Raw genomic sequence first — 15,741 nt, forward strand, 5'->3', positions numbered from 1 at the left:
GTTGTCTGGTCTGATGTCATGCTTATTTTGTTTAGAAAATTATTTCAAGTAACGCGATTATTTAATTTTATCCTCGGGGGGTGTCCTTTTTTAATTATTCCTGCCAGACTCCTGTTAAATAAATGTAGCGTACAACGTAATCACGCGCGCAATCAAAAATAAATGATAATGTTTTTTTTTAAAAAATAACAACACCGGGGAAACCTTATGCAGCTGCTTAGACACTTTACTATCCGCCGCGTCGTGCTGTGAATGATGATCCTCTCACTGACAGCAGTGGCGCGGGCCGGCAGCTACGGCGCGATGACGCTGCGTGAGATGTACCGCCTCGCCGACAGCGGCGATGCCACCATGAACGAGGTGCTGCACGGCCTCGGCGGGGTCAACGCGCTGATTGGCTAGATAGATCTGGCCCCGTAAGAGAATAGCAAAGGCATAGCGCAGGTCACGCTGGCGGTCGCGGAGCTTAACCGCATCACGCTGCAGAACGCCGCCCCGGTACAGGAATATTCCGCCACCACGGGCAACCTGAGTGGGCAGACGACCGCGCTGGGCGGTGCCATTACCCGTTTAAGGTGCTGGAAGAAGAGGGCTGCACGGCTGCCGCAGCGTCCGCCCCGCCGGTCAGCTTAAGACCGGCTATCCCGCCATCCAAAGGCGAGTGGGTGGCCTTCGGGCATCATTAACGTGTGGTGCCCGGCGGGGGATTTTTCTCCAGCCACGCCCGCACGCGGTCGGCTTCCGGGCCCGCCTCCCGCACGGCCCGGGTCAGACGCTCCTGAGTCGTACGGAGCTCCAGCGTCCAGAAGGTGATCTGCCATTGCTCCCGGATGTCTATTCGGCTCAGGTCGGGGGGTACCCGTCGCTGGATATAATTACGGTTTTTCATCAGGTTATCCTTTTTATCGGTATAGGGTGTGGCGGCGCTATAAATACGGCCACCACTAAATCTGCCTATCCTGGCGAATAATCATCCAGAAAGAACAGGAATAATCCCTGTGTTAGGATTTCGTAAAAAAAGGAGAAGATTCCTGGTCGTATGGATAATATGCCCGTTGAGCTGTTCGGCTGATTTGACTTAGCAGAATAAAAATAAATGACGTACCTGCTGTTAATTACCCCGCTGACGATTCATGACGCATTGCACTACGGGATTTATATTAAGATAATTTAATGAATATGGGCGGCCCCCGTCTTTTTTTCCTGACGGTCCGTTATGGTCTGCCTATCTAAAAGGAGTATCTTCTGGGAAATCAGCTTTTATACCGGCCCATTGCGGTCGGTTCCGACGTCCGCGAGCTGCGGCTTGCCGCTGGACTGTCACAGGAGGCCGCCGCTGAGCGGTTTGAGCTAAGCCTGCGCGTCTGGCAGATGAAAGAGGCGGCAAAAAATTCCGCACCCCTGAGCCAGGGGGAGTACGAACTCCTGCCGCTGCTCGCCGGGCGACATCCGCATTATGCCCTTGTGCCGCAAAAGAAAAAGTAGCAGCCTCTGTACGCTGACGGCTCGCTGAAGTTCAGTCGGACCCGGCCGATAAGAGAATAAGAACATGAGCGGTAAATACTACTAAGCGGTGCGGACGCACCGCTCTCGAAGAGGTGCATTGCGCGGGTTGTGTCGGGCTGGCTGAAGCCGGCGGAGTCCGCTTTCTTGGCACGTTTTACTCGCTCAGGCATGCGCTTCAGTCCGCGCGCCTGCGGCACACCGACTGCGTTATCTGCCGGCGGTGCGCCTCCCTGCAGCGCTGAACGCGCCCAGGAATGGTCCTGAAATTACATTTTCGTGATGCCCGTACTACAGGGAGTCACTATATCCCTGACCCCGCCCGCGGCGGCGGGGCAGCCTGACGGACCTTTCTTCCGGCGGCGGGGCGGCAGGCATTTCTGCGGCCCCGTCTGATTGAACGAGTCCCCTTTTTGCTGTGTCATGCCGGCCACAGCTCATTCGACCTCTGGGGGGACAGACCCTGAAACGCCCGACATCAGACCACGAGGTTGCCCGCCTCGCGGCGCTGGCATCCTATCAGCAGGCGAATGCGCTGCCGGAAAACGCGCTGGACCGCCTCACCACGCTCGCCGCGCGCCTTTTTCGCGTACCCACCGCCTTCGTTTCGCTGATTGATGACCAGCGGCAGCTTTTTGCATCCCGCTACGGGCTTAACATTACCGGCACCGCCCGTAGCGTCGCCTTCTGCGACCACACGCTGGCGCAGGGCGAGATCCTCTGCGTGCCCGACGCCCTGGACGATCCGCGCTTTCGCGACAGCCCGCTGGTGCACGGCTACCCGCACATTCGCTTCTACGCGGGGATCCCACTGACTACCCCGGACGGGCACCATATCGGTACCGTGTGCCTGACCGACACGCAGCCGCGCCCGCCGCTCACGGACGCGGATCGGCAACATTTGACCGACATTGCTGCGCTGGTAATGGACCGGATGGAGGTCCACCGGCTTGAACTGCTGCGCCACGCCAGCCAGCAGCGGCTGGAGTCCATCTCGGCCACTTCCCCGGACGCCATCATCTGCACCGACCTGCGCCAGGGCATCACCTTCTGGAATCCGGCTGCCACCGCGATGTTCGGTTACGGGCCGGAGGAGATGGCGGGTCAGTATGTAGCAGGGCTTATTCCCGAGCGCTGCCAGACCGACTACCGCAACGAGCTGGAGCGCCTGACGGCCGACGAGGCGGCGATTTCGCAGCCGCGCACGCTACAGATATGGGGGCTCAGGCGGGACGGCCGGGAATTTCCGGCCGACGTATCGTTCTCAGGCTGGCAGGAGGGCGGAGAACGCCTGGTGGGGATGATCATCCGCGACGTTACCGCCCGGCATGAGAGCGAGGCCCGTCTCTGCGAACTCGCCTCACTGGACATGCTGACACGCCTGGCCAGCCGCGGTGCGTTTATGCAGCAGCTGGGGCAGCTGACGGAGGCCGACGTGCCTTATACCCTGCTGATGATCGATCTGGACGGCTTCAAGGAAGTCAATGACACGCTCGGGCACGCCGCCGGCGACGCGCTGCTCTGTCACGTAGCGGAGCAGATCCGGCAGACGTGCCCCGGAGCGGTTACCGCCGCCCGGCTCGGCGGCGACGAGTTTATCATCCTGCTGCCGGGCGGAAGTAGCGGTGCCGGACTGACGGCAGATCGCCTGATTGCCGCGGTGCAGAGGCCTTTCAGTTACCACGGCTCACCTGTGGTGGTCGGCGCCAGCACAGGTATTGCTGCCTATCCTGAACACGGAGAGGACACGTCGGCCGTGATGTCGGCGGCGGACCTGGCGCTCTACCGGGCAAAGGCGTCGGGTAAGGGCTGCAGCGTCCTGTTCCGACCTGAATTTCTGGCGGCGGAGCAGCGCCGCCGGCGCTTTGAGCGCGAGCTGGAAACCGCGGTTCGCCAGCAGCAGTTCATTCTGCACTACCAGCCGCGTTATGACGCTGTTACCGGCCGCCTGCTCGGCTGCGAGGCACTGGTGCGCTGGCAGCATCCTGCCCGCGGCCTGCTGCTGCCCGCTGATTTTATTGAGATGCTGGTGAAAAGCCCGCTGTCCGTTACGCTCGGTGAATGGATTATCCGCACCGCACTGGCGCAGGTCCGCCAGTGGCAGGTCCGCTGCCCGGAGCTTCGGGTCAGCATTAACCTGTTCCCGCGACAGCTTTCCGACCCCGGGCTGGAAAGCGTGCTGCGGGAGTCGGCAGGCGGCGACGCCGTCTTTGTGGACCTGGAGGTTGATGAGCCGCTGCTGGCAGAGCTCGTTCAGGATGCTCCGGCGCAGTTCGCAGCCATCCGGCTCACGGGGGCCGCATTTGTTATAGATCATTACGGCCGTACGCTGGGCGCCATCAGCCTGCTGCGACACGGCTTCGTCAGCGGCTTCAAGATTGACAAGTCGCTGACTCTTGAGCTCGATACCAACATGCGCGTGCGTATGATGTTCAGGGCCATCGCGGAGCTGGGGAAAAGCCTCGGGCTCAGCGTGGCGGCGGAGGGGGTGGAGGATGTGGGGCATAGGGCGTTCGTAACTGGCGCTCAGTGCGACATCATGCAGGGCAACGGGCTGTGCAGGCCCCTTACAGCAGCGGCCTTTGAAGCTCTGCTTGCCGCGGAAAACGCCAGCATGACAATCATGGACAAATGACTAATCGGGGGAGTTACCGTCGCTGCGCATCAGAGGTGAGAAACAAAATGGAGAAAGGAAACAACCGTTCTTTAAATTCTACAAATAAAATCGGGTCCAATATTAGTGTCGTCTGCAGCCGTACGGGAAGGGTCATAGTAAAGAAGGGTTCTGATCATGAGGCTGCGAGCAGTGTATGGCCGACATTTATGACAGGCGCCCACTGGTATTATCTCCTGACGCCGTTCGTGAGTAGCTGAATCCGGAGACGTCGCGCGGCCGGGCAGAAGAAATCGCGCATGACGCAGCCTGACTGAAAAGGCGTTCATGTGGCACACGGTTAGCAGAAAGGCAGGTCATCTTCATCAGGGCAGGGACCTGATTTAGCCAATCCCTGACGGTTAGGGCTGACCTGCTGAGGCTATCGAAGACGAAAGCTGTGCCGGGCGTTTCACTATGATTCTTTATCCAGTTACTGATCTGGCTCGTCGCGGAGCTGTTCAATGGCGAACAGCAAAGAATGGGAATATTCTTCTCTGTTTTTACTTAAAGAGCTGCATCAGCTCGATGGCCAGTCGCTCACGATTTAATTCCCCGCCCTCGCTGGCGAGCCTGAGGCAGCACGTGCCGGCCGCGAAACAGGCATCATAAAAAATTTCCTCAACGGTTTCATATTCATGGTTTCTCATCAGAATTCCAGTTGATGCCGTGTCAGGTAATGAAATGCAGGCTTTTAAGGAAACTGTTGTCTCAAGCGAGGCGACCCGCAGCCTGAGAGGGATTAAGCTCAGGGTAACTCCGCGGCGGGCATGGTGAGTATGAATTCTGCTCAGTTTAATGTTGTTAAAGGGCGAATGAAGCCCCGTAAATTGCCCTGATACCGTTGTACGGATGGGCGCGCAAGCTATCAGCACTCTGCAGGGAAATCCTCCGCCAGCAGGTGGTGTAGCAGCGCGTCGTTACCGGGCACTGGCACCCGACGCCAGCCCGATCGCTTCAGTATGGCATCCAGCGCAGGCAATTCGCCGGTGAGTCGTGCAGACAGCGGTGCTGTCTGTCGGCCATGCTCATCAAATCCCTTGTCCAGCGCGCTGCGGCAAAGATACACGCCGGACACCGTCGGGCTGAGCCGTAGCTGGTGCCGGCCGCACCATTCGCGCCCGGCCAGCACCATATAAATCCAGCCTGTTAGCTTTACCGCCTGCAGCGCGTGCTGCAGGCGGTAAAGGTCGTTTTGTGCTCCCAGGTTGCCGCTTCCCGCGCGCCAGAGGTAGTCCAGCTTGCCGGGCAGGTCAGCCTGCAGCCCTTTCCCGCGTCCTTCTTTCATCAGCCAGCTGATATCGCCGGCCAGCCCCCTGGAGAAGCGTCGCTGCTTCTCAGCCACAGCCAGCCATCTGACCAGAAAAAGATTATCCTGCGCGGCTGAACTAGTGAGCCCGTCGCGGCGGGCCGTATGCAGAGCAACCAGCCCGCACCAGGTAAGATGACTGACTCCGAGGTTACCGTTGTCCATGGGTATTCCTTTAATACAGTTCCTCCCGCAAACGGAGGCACCTGAAAAAAACATTGTAAGACATCATTCATGTTCAGGTAAATGAACCGGGCGTAAGGCACCTTCAGCTTTAAAGGCGGGCTGAAGCCAGCAGCAGCCCGCCCGACACGAATCATAATTCTCTGTATCATTATCCGGCGCGGCTGTCAGTTACCGGCCTCCTGAATACGGGGGATAGGGTCAACCTTTCGCGCTTACAGGTCGCGTAAAGATGCAATGGCAACAGCATCAGATGCTCCCGGGAAATTTCTTCTCCGTAGATAGCATTACCTGACAGGCTAGAGGCAGTATTATGGCTCTGCAGAAAAGAGCGTCATCCCTTGCAGACGGACGATGAGGATATGAGATAGTCACAATCGGCGGCGGAGCCCATCCAACCTTTTGCCACCCTCAGGCTCCATGAACATCACCTGATATGGTGCGGCAACGGCATCAGTGTAGCGATGCCGAAACACTTACACTGGAGCCTGGGCGCGGTGGGGCTATTAGGCTGACAAATGAGATGCGGCACTTTGTCAGCAATTCTGTTGCGCTGGCAGCCGTTACCTGTTCCTGAGATGGGTCATGGCCTTTTTTGCGAAGCAGTTGTAAAAAGTTGCGGTGCCGGGTGCCTCCCGGTGATTCAGAGAGACTACCACCTGAATCGCCCCTGTATTCCTGCTGTACTTGTGTAGTCTGGCCCCGTCGCTAGAGGGATTCACCGCACATTGAGCATAGCACCTGCTGCGATTTTAACTTTCGTAACGTTAATATTTAGTCTGTATCCTCTTTACGCCAGTACCCATCACAGAGCCGAAAGATAAAGCGGCAGACTTTCAGTTATCTGAAAAATGGAAGGTGCTTTGCGCAATACCTTAACGGGGTTCATATTTAATGCCAGTAATACGGAGAAGGTATGAGCTGAACTGAATATATAGTGAGGTCTGAAGACAGCCAGATAGTGGCAATTTACGCACAGGACCGAATGGGAAGCGGTAAGTACGATGCCACTTGAAGCAATTTCCATTCACTACTTATGCAAGGTAATGCTGCAATACGCTACTACAGGATAATCCACTGGCTTGCGCTGCCAGAAGGGCGTAGGGAGCGTAAATTTACCTTTTTCGCGGTGAAGTCAAAAACCGGGCCAGTGCACGGTAAAAGATGCAATTTTCCATTGCACCCAGGTCCGGAACTGCTCCGGCCCCCCGATAACCTAGATCGTCTTCAAGACATGTCAAAAAATATCTGCAAAATCATCTTTTTAATTTAGAGGCCGTAAGTGAAGTTCCATGGACTAAAAAACGAGATTGTGCACGAAGCCAAGGTTACGAGGGAGCCTGCTATGTGGACTGACATCACAGGACGTGAGCCCTTCGCTTTTCCAGCGTATTATTTTACCTAACGGCATTCTGGACATGGAGGCGACCTGCCTCGGCAATAGGCGAGGGGGGCAGTATCATGCGGGAGTGCGCAACAATAAGGTCTTTAATCCTGTGGTCCCCTCACTGGAAGCCGGTCATCGCTTCTCTCTGAATGCTGAAAGAACTGGCTGAGCTGCAGCCTGGTCCTGAGTCACCGCAAGAGATATTTTCGCCCGAGGCTTACTTGAGGTATTCTACTTAACATCAGGGCGTAACCCTCACCGCATTACGATATTCGTCAGTCTTTCAGGCTCAATTTATCAACATAATATCGCCATATTGCGGACATTTTTGCCGGGATCCCGGCATATATCATTGGGCAGGTCTTTACAGCCAGTACTCTAACTTCCGGGGTCAGCGAGTGTCCTGCCCGTCAGGGTAAAACCATGGTGGAAAGCAATCGGCATGTACAGGATGAAATCAGCAGAAAACATCTGCTATTCAAAAAATTAGATCAATCTTTTAAATGGAATCCGCGACCTGAATCTTCTTCTACAGCTTAGGCAAGCCCCGGTTAAGCCTAAGTCCTATGCGCTAATTCTGGCGATGAACTGTTATTTAACAATTAACGACAAAAGAGCGCATCAAATCCAGGTCACCGCTCAGGCTGTGTATTTTTCAATAAAGATGCTTGACATTAAAAAAGAGATTTTGTAAAAATTAAATTGCCTGATGTGTTTCATTCGCTAGTCCAATCATTCATCTCGCATATCAGGCCGGAAGCCCCTCCTCAACCGTAGGGGCTTTTTGTTTGTATTAATTCTTCCAGAGCTCAACTGAGCTTTCCACGATGCAATGCGTCAGGGTTTATTATTTTTATTATATGTTTTAGATTGTTATCAATGCGGCGTATCCCTCTAAGCGATGCGGCGACAGCAATCACTCTCCTGAGTGGCAACAAGCCTAATAGCGGGTAAGACGGGCTGGGCTTACTCACCGGGAGGCACCCGGCGGCGCAGACATTTCAAAGTCGGAACAAATCCTCCCATATGGCTTGGCATGAGATAAGAGCCAGCGCAAGTTTGCGGATGAGGGAGGCTGTTCTTCGTCTACCGGAAGGCACCCCGCGTTCCGGCAACCTGCTATTAAAAATTATTGTATATATCACCCTATGGGGTGGGGGTAAACAGCAGGACACGTGAAAGAATGAAGCGACACAGGTTGTGATGTTTCTTAGCCACGGGAGGCCTCCCGGCACCATAACTGTTACTGAATAATTGAAAAGCGCTGAATCGTCACCGAAAAGCTTCAGGGCGGCCGAGAGCACTATAAGGTTCCCGAATCAGATTTATCACTGAATTACCAGAATCCTGCTGAATATGCAGTAAGCTCGAATATGTAAAGTAAAAATATAAATAAAGCGTCAAAACTAATTGACCGTTTTTATCAAATTATGTGGTCAGCACTACTGAACTGAGAAAAATTTATTTATTCAGGTGAAGTTATCCTAACTGCGTTAGCACAAAATATAACCTAGACTGTCCATTCCGTGGTACTATCTTCCCTTAACTTAATTTAGGTCGGTGTGATGAATTTTAAAATACATGATAAGCTCATTCATGAGGTAGAGTCCCCAGAAGGCCTTCTTTACAGAATGATAATTATTTACACCTGTTTTATGACTGCGTTGATAGCCATTCTTTTTTTGGTGATAGGTGACACAACAAAAATAAATTTTTATTTCTTTATAAACTCTTGCACTGTAACAGTAATGGTATGGTTTATTAGAAAATCATTCAATATATTGTCGAGAGATATACATCTGCTGGCTTTCAGGGTAAGCTTATTTTTTCTCCTGAATTCTTCCCTTGCGTCTATGGCTGGGGGCCTTAACTTGATTGATAGGGATACAGCATCTGTTATTGCCGCTCTTTTATATGTTCCAGCCATGCTGGTTATCATTTATTCGTTCAATAAATTCATAGCCTATGTTAATCATAATTATAAATCCGCAGTCAGTCTGTCATTAACTGATGAACTGACCGGATTACCAAACAGACGACACCTCAATGTTAAACTTAGAGAGCTTGAAAGCAGGGCTGGTACAATTTGCATTGCAGACATTGACCATTTTAAAAAAATCAACGATACATACGGTCATGAGGCTGGAGATAAGGTGCTGAGAAACATGGGCCTGAGGCTGAGTTCGTTTGTGAAAGATGAAATTTTCATTTCAAGATCTGGGGGTGAAGAATTTGCTATTATTATTTTTGATAACACAAATGCTGAAGATGTTATCAGGAATATAAAAACTTCAGTCTCAGATAGTTGCAATGGAAGTATCGGGGTGACGTTAAGTATTGGAGTGGCAATAAAGCAGAAAGAGGACTCATCTTCCGCTGCTATTACATCTGCTGATAATGCTCTATATCGGGCAAAAAGTGCTGGAAGAGACTGTATCATGTATAGTCAACGCTATCGCAGTTAAAATATCTGATTTTTTAAAGGGCGAGATGCCCTTTTAATTTTCAAGCTATGAAGTCTTTTAGTCGGGATTTTTAAGCTAATTTCTTTGTGCGTCTAATAATTTAAGTAAATGCAATACTGCTTTAGAGGGATTTCTGTGCCGCCAGGCAAAAGCTATATCAGTGTATAGGGTGTTGTTTTCAATCTCACAAATCACGATGTTCGGATTGTTCACACAGCACATTGACTCAGGCACTAATGCGATCCCACATCCTGCCCCTACCATACCAAGAGAAGACATTATTTGTGGCGCCTGAAGAAATCGCGCGGTGGTAAATCCTGCGCGTATGCATGTGCTGGCGATGAGTTCATAAAGACTGGGAGCGACTTCACGCGGAAACATAATCAATGTTTCATCCGCCAGATGCACCAACGGAACGGTGCGTTGATGACTGTATGGATGACCTGCAGGTAAAGCAATCATCATTCTCTCAGTTGCTATAACCTTCAGATTAAACGATTTACTGCTTTCACAAGGTAAGCGAATAAATGCTGCGTCTAGTAATCCATCATGCAGATCCTGCATCAGCAAAGCCATATTCTCTTCCCGGGTGATGAGTTCCATCGCCGGATAATGCGTTTTGAATCGATGAATAAGTTCAAAAACTGGCGCCCCAAAGGCCACCGAACTGGCAAAACCCAGTTGGATTTGTCCGCTTATGCCCCTAGCCATGCCGCGGGCTCTCTCAAGCGCATGATCGGCAAGCTGCACAATTTCTAAGGCATCATTGAGGAATGCCCTGCCTGCTTCGGTGAGTTCAACACCCCGCGTCTGACGTTTCAGTAAAGGTGTCCCAATTTCATGCTCCAGCCGCTGAATTTGTTGGCTTAACGGGGGTTGAGAGATGCCCAGAGCCTCAGCGGCACGAGTGAAATGCAGCGTCTCAGCGACAGTAATAAAATAACGCAGATGGCGAAGTTCCATATCAAAAACGTCTCAAAGTTAACATGTTTCGCTATTGGATTCGGTCAGCTAAAAAGACCAAGATGACATTAAGACGGCTTAACTATCGATTTGCGAGGTGGCAAATGTATAACTTTGTATCTGAGTCTAAATGCGATGAACAGTTGAGAGAAACTGTTAAAAAAATTAATGATGATTCACCAGAAAAAATCATCTATCAGACTTCACTCATGAGCGCATTACTTAGTGGGGTTTATGACGGTTCAACTACAGTTTCCGAGCTGCTGAAACAAGGTGACTTTGGTTTGGGGACCTTTAATCGGCTAGATGGAGAACTCATTGCCTTTGACAGTAATGTTTATCAACTACGCTCTGATGGCACCGCCAACCCTGCTAATCCCGGTCAAAAGACGCCTTTTGCTGTGATGACTTTTTTCAAACCAGAGTATCATCACCGCCTAGCCGAAACTGCTACACGAGAAGATGTTCATCAGGTTATCAACAGCAAAGTCACCTCAGACAATCAATTCTGCGCCATGCGCATCAGCGGACACTTCCATACTGTTCAGACACGAACAGTACCCTGTCAGTGCCGTCCTTATCGCTCGATGCCTGAAGTACTGGGTAATCAGCCCACATTCACCTTCAAGGACACCCTGGGTGAATTAATCGGCTTTCGCACACCGCAATACATGCAAGGAATCAACGTAGCAGGTTATCACGAGCACTTCATTACTGATGACCGGCAGGGTGGTGGGCACATCCTCGATTACGTGCTCAGAGAGGGAAATCTGACCTTCGGCGCGATTAGCAAGCTTATCGTTGAATTACCCAGAGACAACGAATTTCTTCGGGCAGAGCTCAATCCTCACAATCTTGATGAAGCCATTCGGTCCGTCGAAAGCTAACAGCAGGAGGCAAAATGAAAACGTTGAACAATAATGCTCTCTGGAATAGCGGCGCCGATTTAGTTGTCGCGCAGCTTGAAGCACAAGGTGTAAAACAGGTGTTTGGGATCCCCGGAGCCAAAATAGACAAAGTATTTGATTCACTGCTGGATTCACCCATTCAGCTAATCCCCGTAAGGCATGAAGCAAATGCCGCCTTTATGGCCGCCGCGGTAGGCAGACTGACGGGACATGCAGGTGTCGCACTCGTTACCTCCGGCCCGGGTTGCTCTAACCTGATTACCGGTATGGCAACCGCGACCAGTGAAGGGGATCCGGTGGTGGCAATAGGAGGAGCGGTTAAACGGTCGGATAGCGCTAAACAGGTTCACCAGAGCATGGACACCGTTTCGATGTTTCGTCCGGTCACTAAATATGCTGTTGAGGTGACAGACCCTGCCGCACTGCCCGAATGTGTGTCGAATGCCTTTCGTCATGCTGAAAATGGACGCGGCGGAGGCGCATTTATCAGCCTGCCACAGGATGTTATCGATCAGCCTGTTTCCGGTAGCCCTTTGAAAAACCATGGGCACGTCAAGCTGGGTGCCGCTCCCGATGGCCTGATTGCCGCTGTCGGCCAGGAAATCAGCCGGGCAAAAAATCCTGTCATTTTGCTGGGACTGATGGCCAGCCAGCCAGAAAACAGTGCCGCAATCCATGAATTACTGTCAAAAAGCCAGATCCCTGCGACCAGTACATATCAAGCTGCAGGCGCGGTCAGACAGGAGAACTTCTCTCGGTTCGCAGGTCGTGTAGGATTATTTAATAACCAGGCCGGTGACAGATTGTTGCAGCAGGCTGACCTGATCATCACTATTGGCTACAGCCCGGTGGAGTATGAACCGGCCATGTGGAACAGTGGTAAAGCGATTCTGGTGCATATAGATGTGTTACCAGCTGATACAGATAACCACTACCTGCCCGACGCTGAACTAGTAGGCGATATAGCGCAGACCGTAGGCAAGATTGCCGCGCACATTCACTTACCACTTCAACTCAGCAACGCCGCTTCTTCTGTACTGGAAGACCGACAGCACCAACGGCAATTGCTGGCCATGCAAGGCGCCAGCCTGAATCAGTTTGCACTGCACCCACTGCGCATCGTACGTGCGATGCAGGACATCGTTAACTCTGATATCAGTCTTACCGTTGATATGGGCAGCTTCCATATCTGGATAGCACGTTATCTGTACAGTTTCCGGGCGCGCCAGATTATGATTTCCAACGGACAGCAGACTATGGGTGTCGCTCTGCCATGGGCTATCGGAGCCTGGTTAGTTGATCCTTCACGCAAAGTCGTGTCGGTCTCCGGGGACGGCGGATTTCTGCAGTCAAGCATGGAGCTGGAAACTGCCGTCAGGCTAAAAGCCAATATTCTGCACATCATCTGGGTCGATAACGCCTACAACATGGTCGCGATGCAGGAAGATAAAAAGTATCAGCGTATATCAGGCGTCAACTTCGGCCCGGTTAACTTTAAAGCCTATGCCGAAGCATTCGGCGCCACCGGTTTCGCAGTTAACTGTGCAGAAGAACTCGAGGCAACGTTACGCAGCGCGATGGATGTCAGCGGCCCTTCAGTGGTTGCAATCCCGGTCGACTATAGCGACAACCCGCTGCTGATGAGTCAGTTGCACCTGAGCCAAATTCTCTGATTTAAAAAGGAAAATATTATGAAAAACAGAGTCGCATTTGTGACCGGAGCCGGCCAGGGTATCGGCTCAGCTATTGCCATACGCCTGGCTAAAGACGGCTTTGCGGTTGCCATCGCGGATTTTAATGTCGAAACAGCACAGCATGTCGCTGATGAGATAGTCCGGTCGGGAGGAAAAGCTATAGCACTAAGGGTTGATGTCACCCAGCGCGAGCAGGTCTTTCATGCCGTTAATGAAGCACGCCATGTTTTGGGGGATTTTAATGTAATTGTGAACAATGCTGGTATTGCGCCATCAACTCCTATAGCGGATATCACCGAGGAGATCATCGATAAGGTTTATGATGTCAACGTAAAGGGTGTGATTTGGGGTATGCAGGCAGCAATCAGCGCGTTTGTCGCGGAGAAACACGGCGGTAAAATCATCAACGCCTGCTCTCAGGCAGGGCATGTGGGGAATCCGGATCTGGCCGTATACAGCTCCAGTAAGTTCGCCGTTCGCGGGCTCACGCAGACGGCGGCAAAAGACCTTGCAAATCGAGGTATTACTGTTAACTCCTTCTGTCCGGGTATTGTAAAAACCCCCATGTGGGAATCCATTGACAGACAAATCTCTCAAGCTGCGGGGGAACCAGCAGGCTTTGGCACGCAAGAGTTTGCAAAACGAATTACGCTGGGCCGACTCTCCGAGCCGGAAGATGTGGCCGCGTGTGTGTCATTCCTGGCGGGGCCTGATTCCAACTACATGACCGGCCAATCGCTACTCATCGATGGCGGAATGGTATTCAACTAATTCCTCAATTGTGCTTACTCACATTCCTGTGTGAGTAAGCAGTTAGCCATGCTCAAGACCAGGAGGAGGCACTTAACCAGGCATCTCGTCTTAAATACGCAGTCTGCATTCTGGTATCAGATCTCAGCCAAAAGGCCCAATGTGAATCATCAGGCGGTAAGAGGCAGCTTATTGGTTAACCATAAGCAAGTTGATCCAGCCAGACCCTCACAATCAAAACGCTCTGGCAGGCTGACGTAAATTGTTCATCAATCAGCAAAGGCGCACTTCTGCTAAAAGAGGTTCGAACACATAAGGCTGTATACCTTCCTGATCCTTCATCAGATGAAAAGGTCCAAAGGTCAGTCCGTGAAGACGGTTAAGTAACGTCAGAGAATCAATGCTCATGAAACTAGTCAGTACTATCAGAAAAACTTTGTATGCGTTTCTGTAGACGGGAAATTTGTCCTGTTATATCTGCCGTCCTTTCCGCAAGTCCTCTGATAGCACTGGCAATTACGGAGAAGCCACGCCCATGTATACCCGCCCTTGCCGCTTCGATACTGGCATTGAGAGAGATAAGTTTGATCTGTGCAGCAATATTTCCGTTCTCTGAGACCAGTTCGGCAATTTCTTTCGCTGCTTCAGCTGTCTGAATGTTCCTCCTGACCTCGCTATCTTCATGCAGCCGTCGGTCTTTTCGGGCCTGAATATCAATCAGCGCCCCGACGGCACGGAGCGGAGTACCGTCGTGCGCGCGCTTTGTCTGACCGCGAGCCTGAAACCACCGGTATTCACCACTGTGAAGCTTAAGGCGATATTCTATATCGAAACCTGTCTTGCCGCTGTAGTCCATCAGGTGCTTAACGAAAGCGTCAAGTGCAGCCTGCCTGTCATCGGGATGAAGGCGTGAAGCCCAGCTGTCCATCACGTCCGGAAATTCTTCGACAGTTTCAAAACCCAGCAGTTTTCTGAACTGCGGTGACCACCAGAAGACGTTATCAGGATTAAGCGGATTGCCTCCAATGATATCAAGATCCCAAAGTCCGTCGTTGAGCATTTCCCGCGACAGGTCAAAGCGCGTGGAAACAATATCAAAAAGACGTGCCTGAGTGGTCTGCTGTTCAATATTTTTGATAATGCCTACTAAGCGCGGAGGCGAAAATTCCACACAGTACTTTGCCTGAAATAGAAACCACTGAAAATTGGTTTTGTCAGTTTTGACCATGCACTGAAGCGGTTTTTTAGCCGGACCATGGCTGAGTGAAGAGAAAACGAAATCTGTGAAAGCATCCTGATGCTGTGTATGAACTCTCTGCATAAGAGAATGCGTTCCGACTTCTTCATCAGGGGTCAGACCTAAAAGACGACGGGCTGAGTGCGATAAAAATACGGGCGAATCACTGTTCCTGTCGGGTGACTGAATGTACCAGACGGATTCATGCCCTATCTCCATCACACACTTCAGTAGTTCAGTGTCACTGTGATATGCGTAGTGCTCTTGAATATCTGGTACTTCAGATATAGCTAATTTAACCTGTACTATGGCAGGCTTTTTTTGTAGTAATTTTTTGAACATTATTTCTCCTGGTTAATTTACATCGGCACAAAATAAGACTGATATGTCATATCGGCGCCTACAGTCAGAAGTTCAGTGAATTAAATTAAGTTGTAACAATAACTGTATTAAAATGGCCTTATCATGCACTTGTCGTCAGCGCAGGATTTCATAATTTTTCTGTTGATAATAATGCCCTGCAGCTAAAGCAAACAGCTCGGGTTAACAGGCGTTAGTTCTCCTGCAACGCTACCTACTGTTCATCGATAAGGCAGTCATGACCCTGAAATCCCAGTACTGAAAAAGTCACTGTTTATTTATAATTTAAGGTTTCTTTGGGCTAATTTTAGATACGAAGTTTCTTCAAG

Annotated in this window: 12 protein-coding genes; 7 read left to right on the forward strand and 5 right to left on the reverse strand. The window is 51.3% G+C overall.

Features of this window, described 5'->3' with window-relative positions; genetic code table 11:
* The first annotated feature begins 252 nt into the window (after nucleotides 1–252).
* A complete protein-coding gene (locus F3J37_RS19250; RefSeq protein WP_155287977.1) occupies nucleotides 253–402 on the forward strand; it encodes a hypothetical protein in 150 nt (49 codons plus the stop codon).
* 280 nt (nucleotides 403–682) lie between these two features.
* On the opposite strand, the gene F3J37_RS19255 is transcribed toward F3J37_RS19250, so the two are convergent.
* On the reverse strand, nucleotides 683–889 hold the full coding sequence (locus F3J37_RS19255; RefSeq protein WP_034823401.1) for a DUF3606 domain-containing protein: 207 nt from the start codon (nucleotides 887–889) through the stop codon (nucleotides 683–685).
* A gap of 356 nt (nucleotides 890–1,245) precedes the next feature.
* Between F3J37_RS19255 and F3J37_RS28165 the strand changes: the two genes are divergently transcribed.
* Nucleotides 1,246–1,485, forward strand: coding sequence for a transcriptional regulator (locus F3J37_RS28165; RefSeq protein WP_072016992.1), 240 nt, complete (start codon nucleotides 1,246–1,248; stop codon nucleotides 1,483–1,485).
* Between the two features lie 526 nt (nucleotides 1,486–2,011).
* Nucleotides 2,012–4,138, forward strand: coding sequence for a putative bifunctional diguanylate cyclase/phosphodiesterase (locus tag F3J37_RS19265; RefSeq protein ID WP_240154139.1), 2,127 nt, complete (start codon nucleotides 2,012–2,014; stop codon nucleotides 4,136–4,138).
* Between the two features lie 521 nt (nucleotides 4,139–4,659).
* Here the strand turns inward: F3J37_RS19265 and F3J37_RS19270 are convergent.
* Nucleotides 4,660–4,806: a hypothetical protein gene (locus F3J37_RS19270; protein ID WP_155287978.1), complete on the reverse strand. Its 147-nt coding sequence runs from the start codon at nucleotides 4,804–4,806 to the stop codon at nucleotides 4,660–4,662.
* A 218-nt stretch (nucleotides 4,807–5,024) separates the two neighbouring features.
* Entirely contained in the window at nucleotides 5,025–5,630 is a 606-nt protein-coding gene (locus F3J37_RS19275) for a DUF2913 family protein (protein ID WP_034823402.1), read from the reverse strand.
* A gap of 2,970 nt (nucleotides 5,631–8,600) precedes the next feature.
* Here F3J37_RS19275 and F3J37_RS19280 point away from each other — a divergent pair.
* A complete protein-coding gene (locus F3J37_RS19280) occupies nucleotides 8,601–9,500 on the forward strand; it encodes a GGDEF domain-containing protein (RefSeq protein WP_034823403.1) in 900 nt (299 codons plus the stop codon).
* Nucleotides 9,501–9,575: 75 nt separating this feature from the next.
* Here the strand turns inward: F3J37_RS19280 and F3J37_RS19285 are convergent, their stop codons facing one another.
* Nucleotides 9,576–10,463, reverse strand: coding sequence for a LysR family transcriptional regulator (locus F3J37_RS19285; RefSeq protein WP_034823404.1), 888 nt, complete (start codon nucleotides 10,461–10,463; stop codon nucleotides 9,576–9,578).
* A gap of 104 nt (nucleotides 10,464–10,567) precedes the next feature.
* On the opposite strand from F3J37_RS19285, the gene budA reads away from it, so the two are divergent.
* From budA to F3J37_RS19300, 3 genes are read left to right on the forward strand one after another with little or no spacing between them, the layout of a single operon-like run.
* Complete coding sequence (gene budA / locus F3J37_RS19290; protein WP_034823405.1) at nucleotides 10,568–11,350, forward strand: acetolactate decarboxylase; 783 nt, start codon at nucleotides 10,568–10,570, stop codon at nucleotides 11,348–11,350.
* Between the two features lie 14 nt (nucleotides 11,351–11,364).
* The gene (alsS, locus tag F3J37_RS19295) at nucleotides 11,365–13,044 is read left to right on the forward strand and encodes an acetolactate synthase AlsS (protein ID WP_034823406.1); all 1,680 of its coding nucleotides are present in this window, start codon (nucleotides 11,365–11,367) and stop codon (nucleotides 13,042–13,044) included.
* Nucleotides 13,045–13,062: 18 nt separating this feature from the next.
* Complete coding sequence (locus tag F3J37_RS19300; RefSeq protein ID WP_034823407.1) at nucleotides 13,063–13,836, forward strand: (S)-acetoin forming diacetyl reductase; 774 nt, start codon at nucleotides 13,063–13,065, stop codon at nucleotides 13,834–13,836.
* A gap of 391 nt (nucleotides 13,837–14,227) precedes the next feature.
* Here F3J37_RS19300 and F3J37_RS19305 read toward each other — a convergent pair whose 3' ends face one another.
* The gene (locus F3J37_RS19305; RefSeq protein ID WP_166935119.1) at nucleotides 14,228–15,394 is read right to left on the reverse strand and encodes a methyl-accepting chemotaxis protein; all 1,167 of its coding nucleotides are present in this window, start codon (nucleotides 15,392–15,394) and stop codon (nucleotides 14,228–14,230) included.
* Nucleotides 15,395–15,741: the final 347 nt, after the last annotated feature.

The sequence above is a fragment of the Candidatus Pantoea communis genome, assembly GCF_011752685.1.
Taxonomy (GTDB): domain Bacteria; phylum Pseudomonadota; class Gammaproteobacteria; order Enterobacterales; family Enterobacteriaceae; genus Pantoea; species Pantoea communis.

Excerpts from the sequence above, each read along its gene's own strand:
- F3J37_RS19250 (WP_155287977.1), top strand. The coding sequence starts at position 253 with ATGATGATCCTCTCACTGACAGCAGTGGCGCGGGCCGGCAGCTACGGC.
- F3J37_RS19255 (WP_034823401.1), bottom strand. The coding sequence starts at position 889 with ATGAAAAACCGTAATTATATCCAGCGACGGGTACCCCCCGACCTGAGC.
- F3J37_RS19270 (WP_155287978.1), bottom strand. The coding sequence starts at position 4,806 with ATGAGAAACCATGAATATGAAACCGTTGAGGAAATTTTTTATGATGCC.
- F3J37_RS19275 (WP_034823402.1), bottom strand. The coding sequence starts at position 5,630 with ATGGACAACGGTAACCTCGGAGTCAGTCATCTTACCTGGTGCGGGCTG.
- F3J37_RS19280 (WP_034823403.1), top strand. The coding sequence starts at position 8,601 with ATGAATTTTAAAATACATGATAAGCTCATTCATGAGGTAGAGTCCCCA.
- F3J37_RS19285 (WP_034823404.1), bottom strand. The coding sequence starts at position 10,463 with ATGGAACTTCGCCATCTGCGTTATTTTATTACTGTCGCTGAGACGCTG.
- budA (WP_034823405.1), top strand. The coding sequence starts at position 10,568 with ATGTATAACTTTGTATCTGAGTCTAAATGCGATGAACAGTTGAGAGAA.
- alsS (WP_034823406.1), top strand. The coding sequence starts at position 11,365 with ATGAAAACGTTGAACAATAATGCTCTCTGGAATAGCGGCGCCGATTTA.
- F3J37_RS19300 (WP_034823407.1), top strand. The coding sequence starts at position 13,063 with ATGAAAAACAGAGTCGCATTTGTGACCGGAGCCGGCCAGGGTATCGGC.
- F3J37_RS19305 (WP_166935119.1), bottom strand. The coding sequence starts at position 15,394 with ATGTTCAAAAAATTACTACAAAAAAAGCCTGCCATAGTACAGGTTAAA.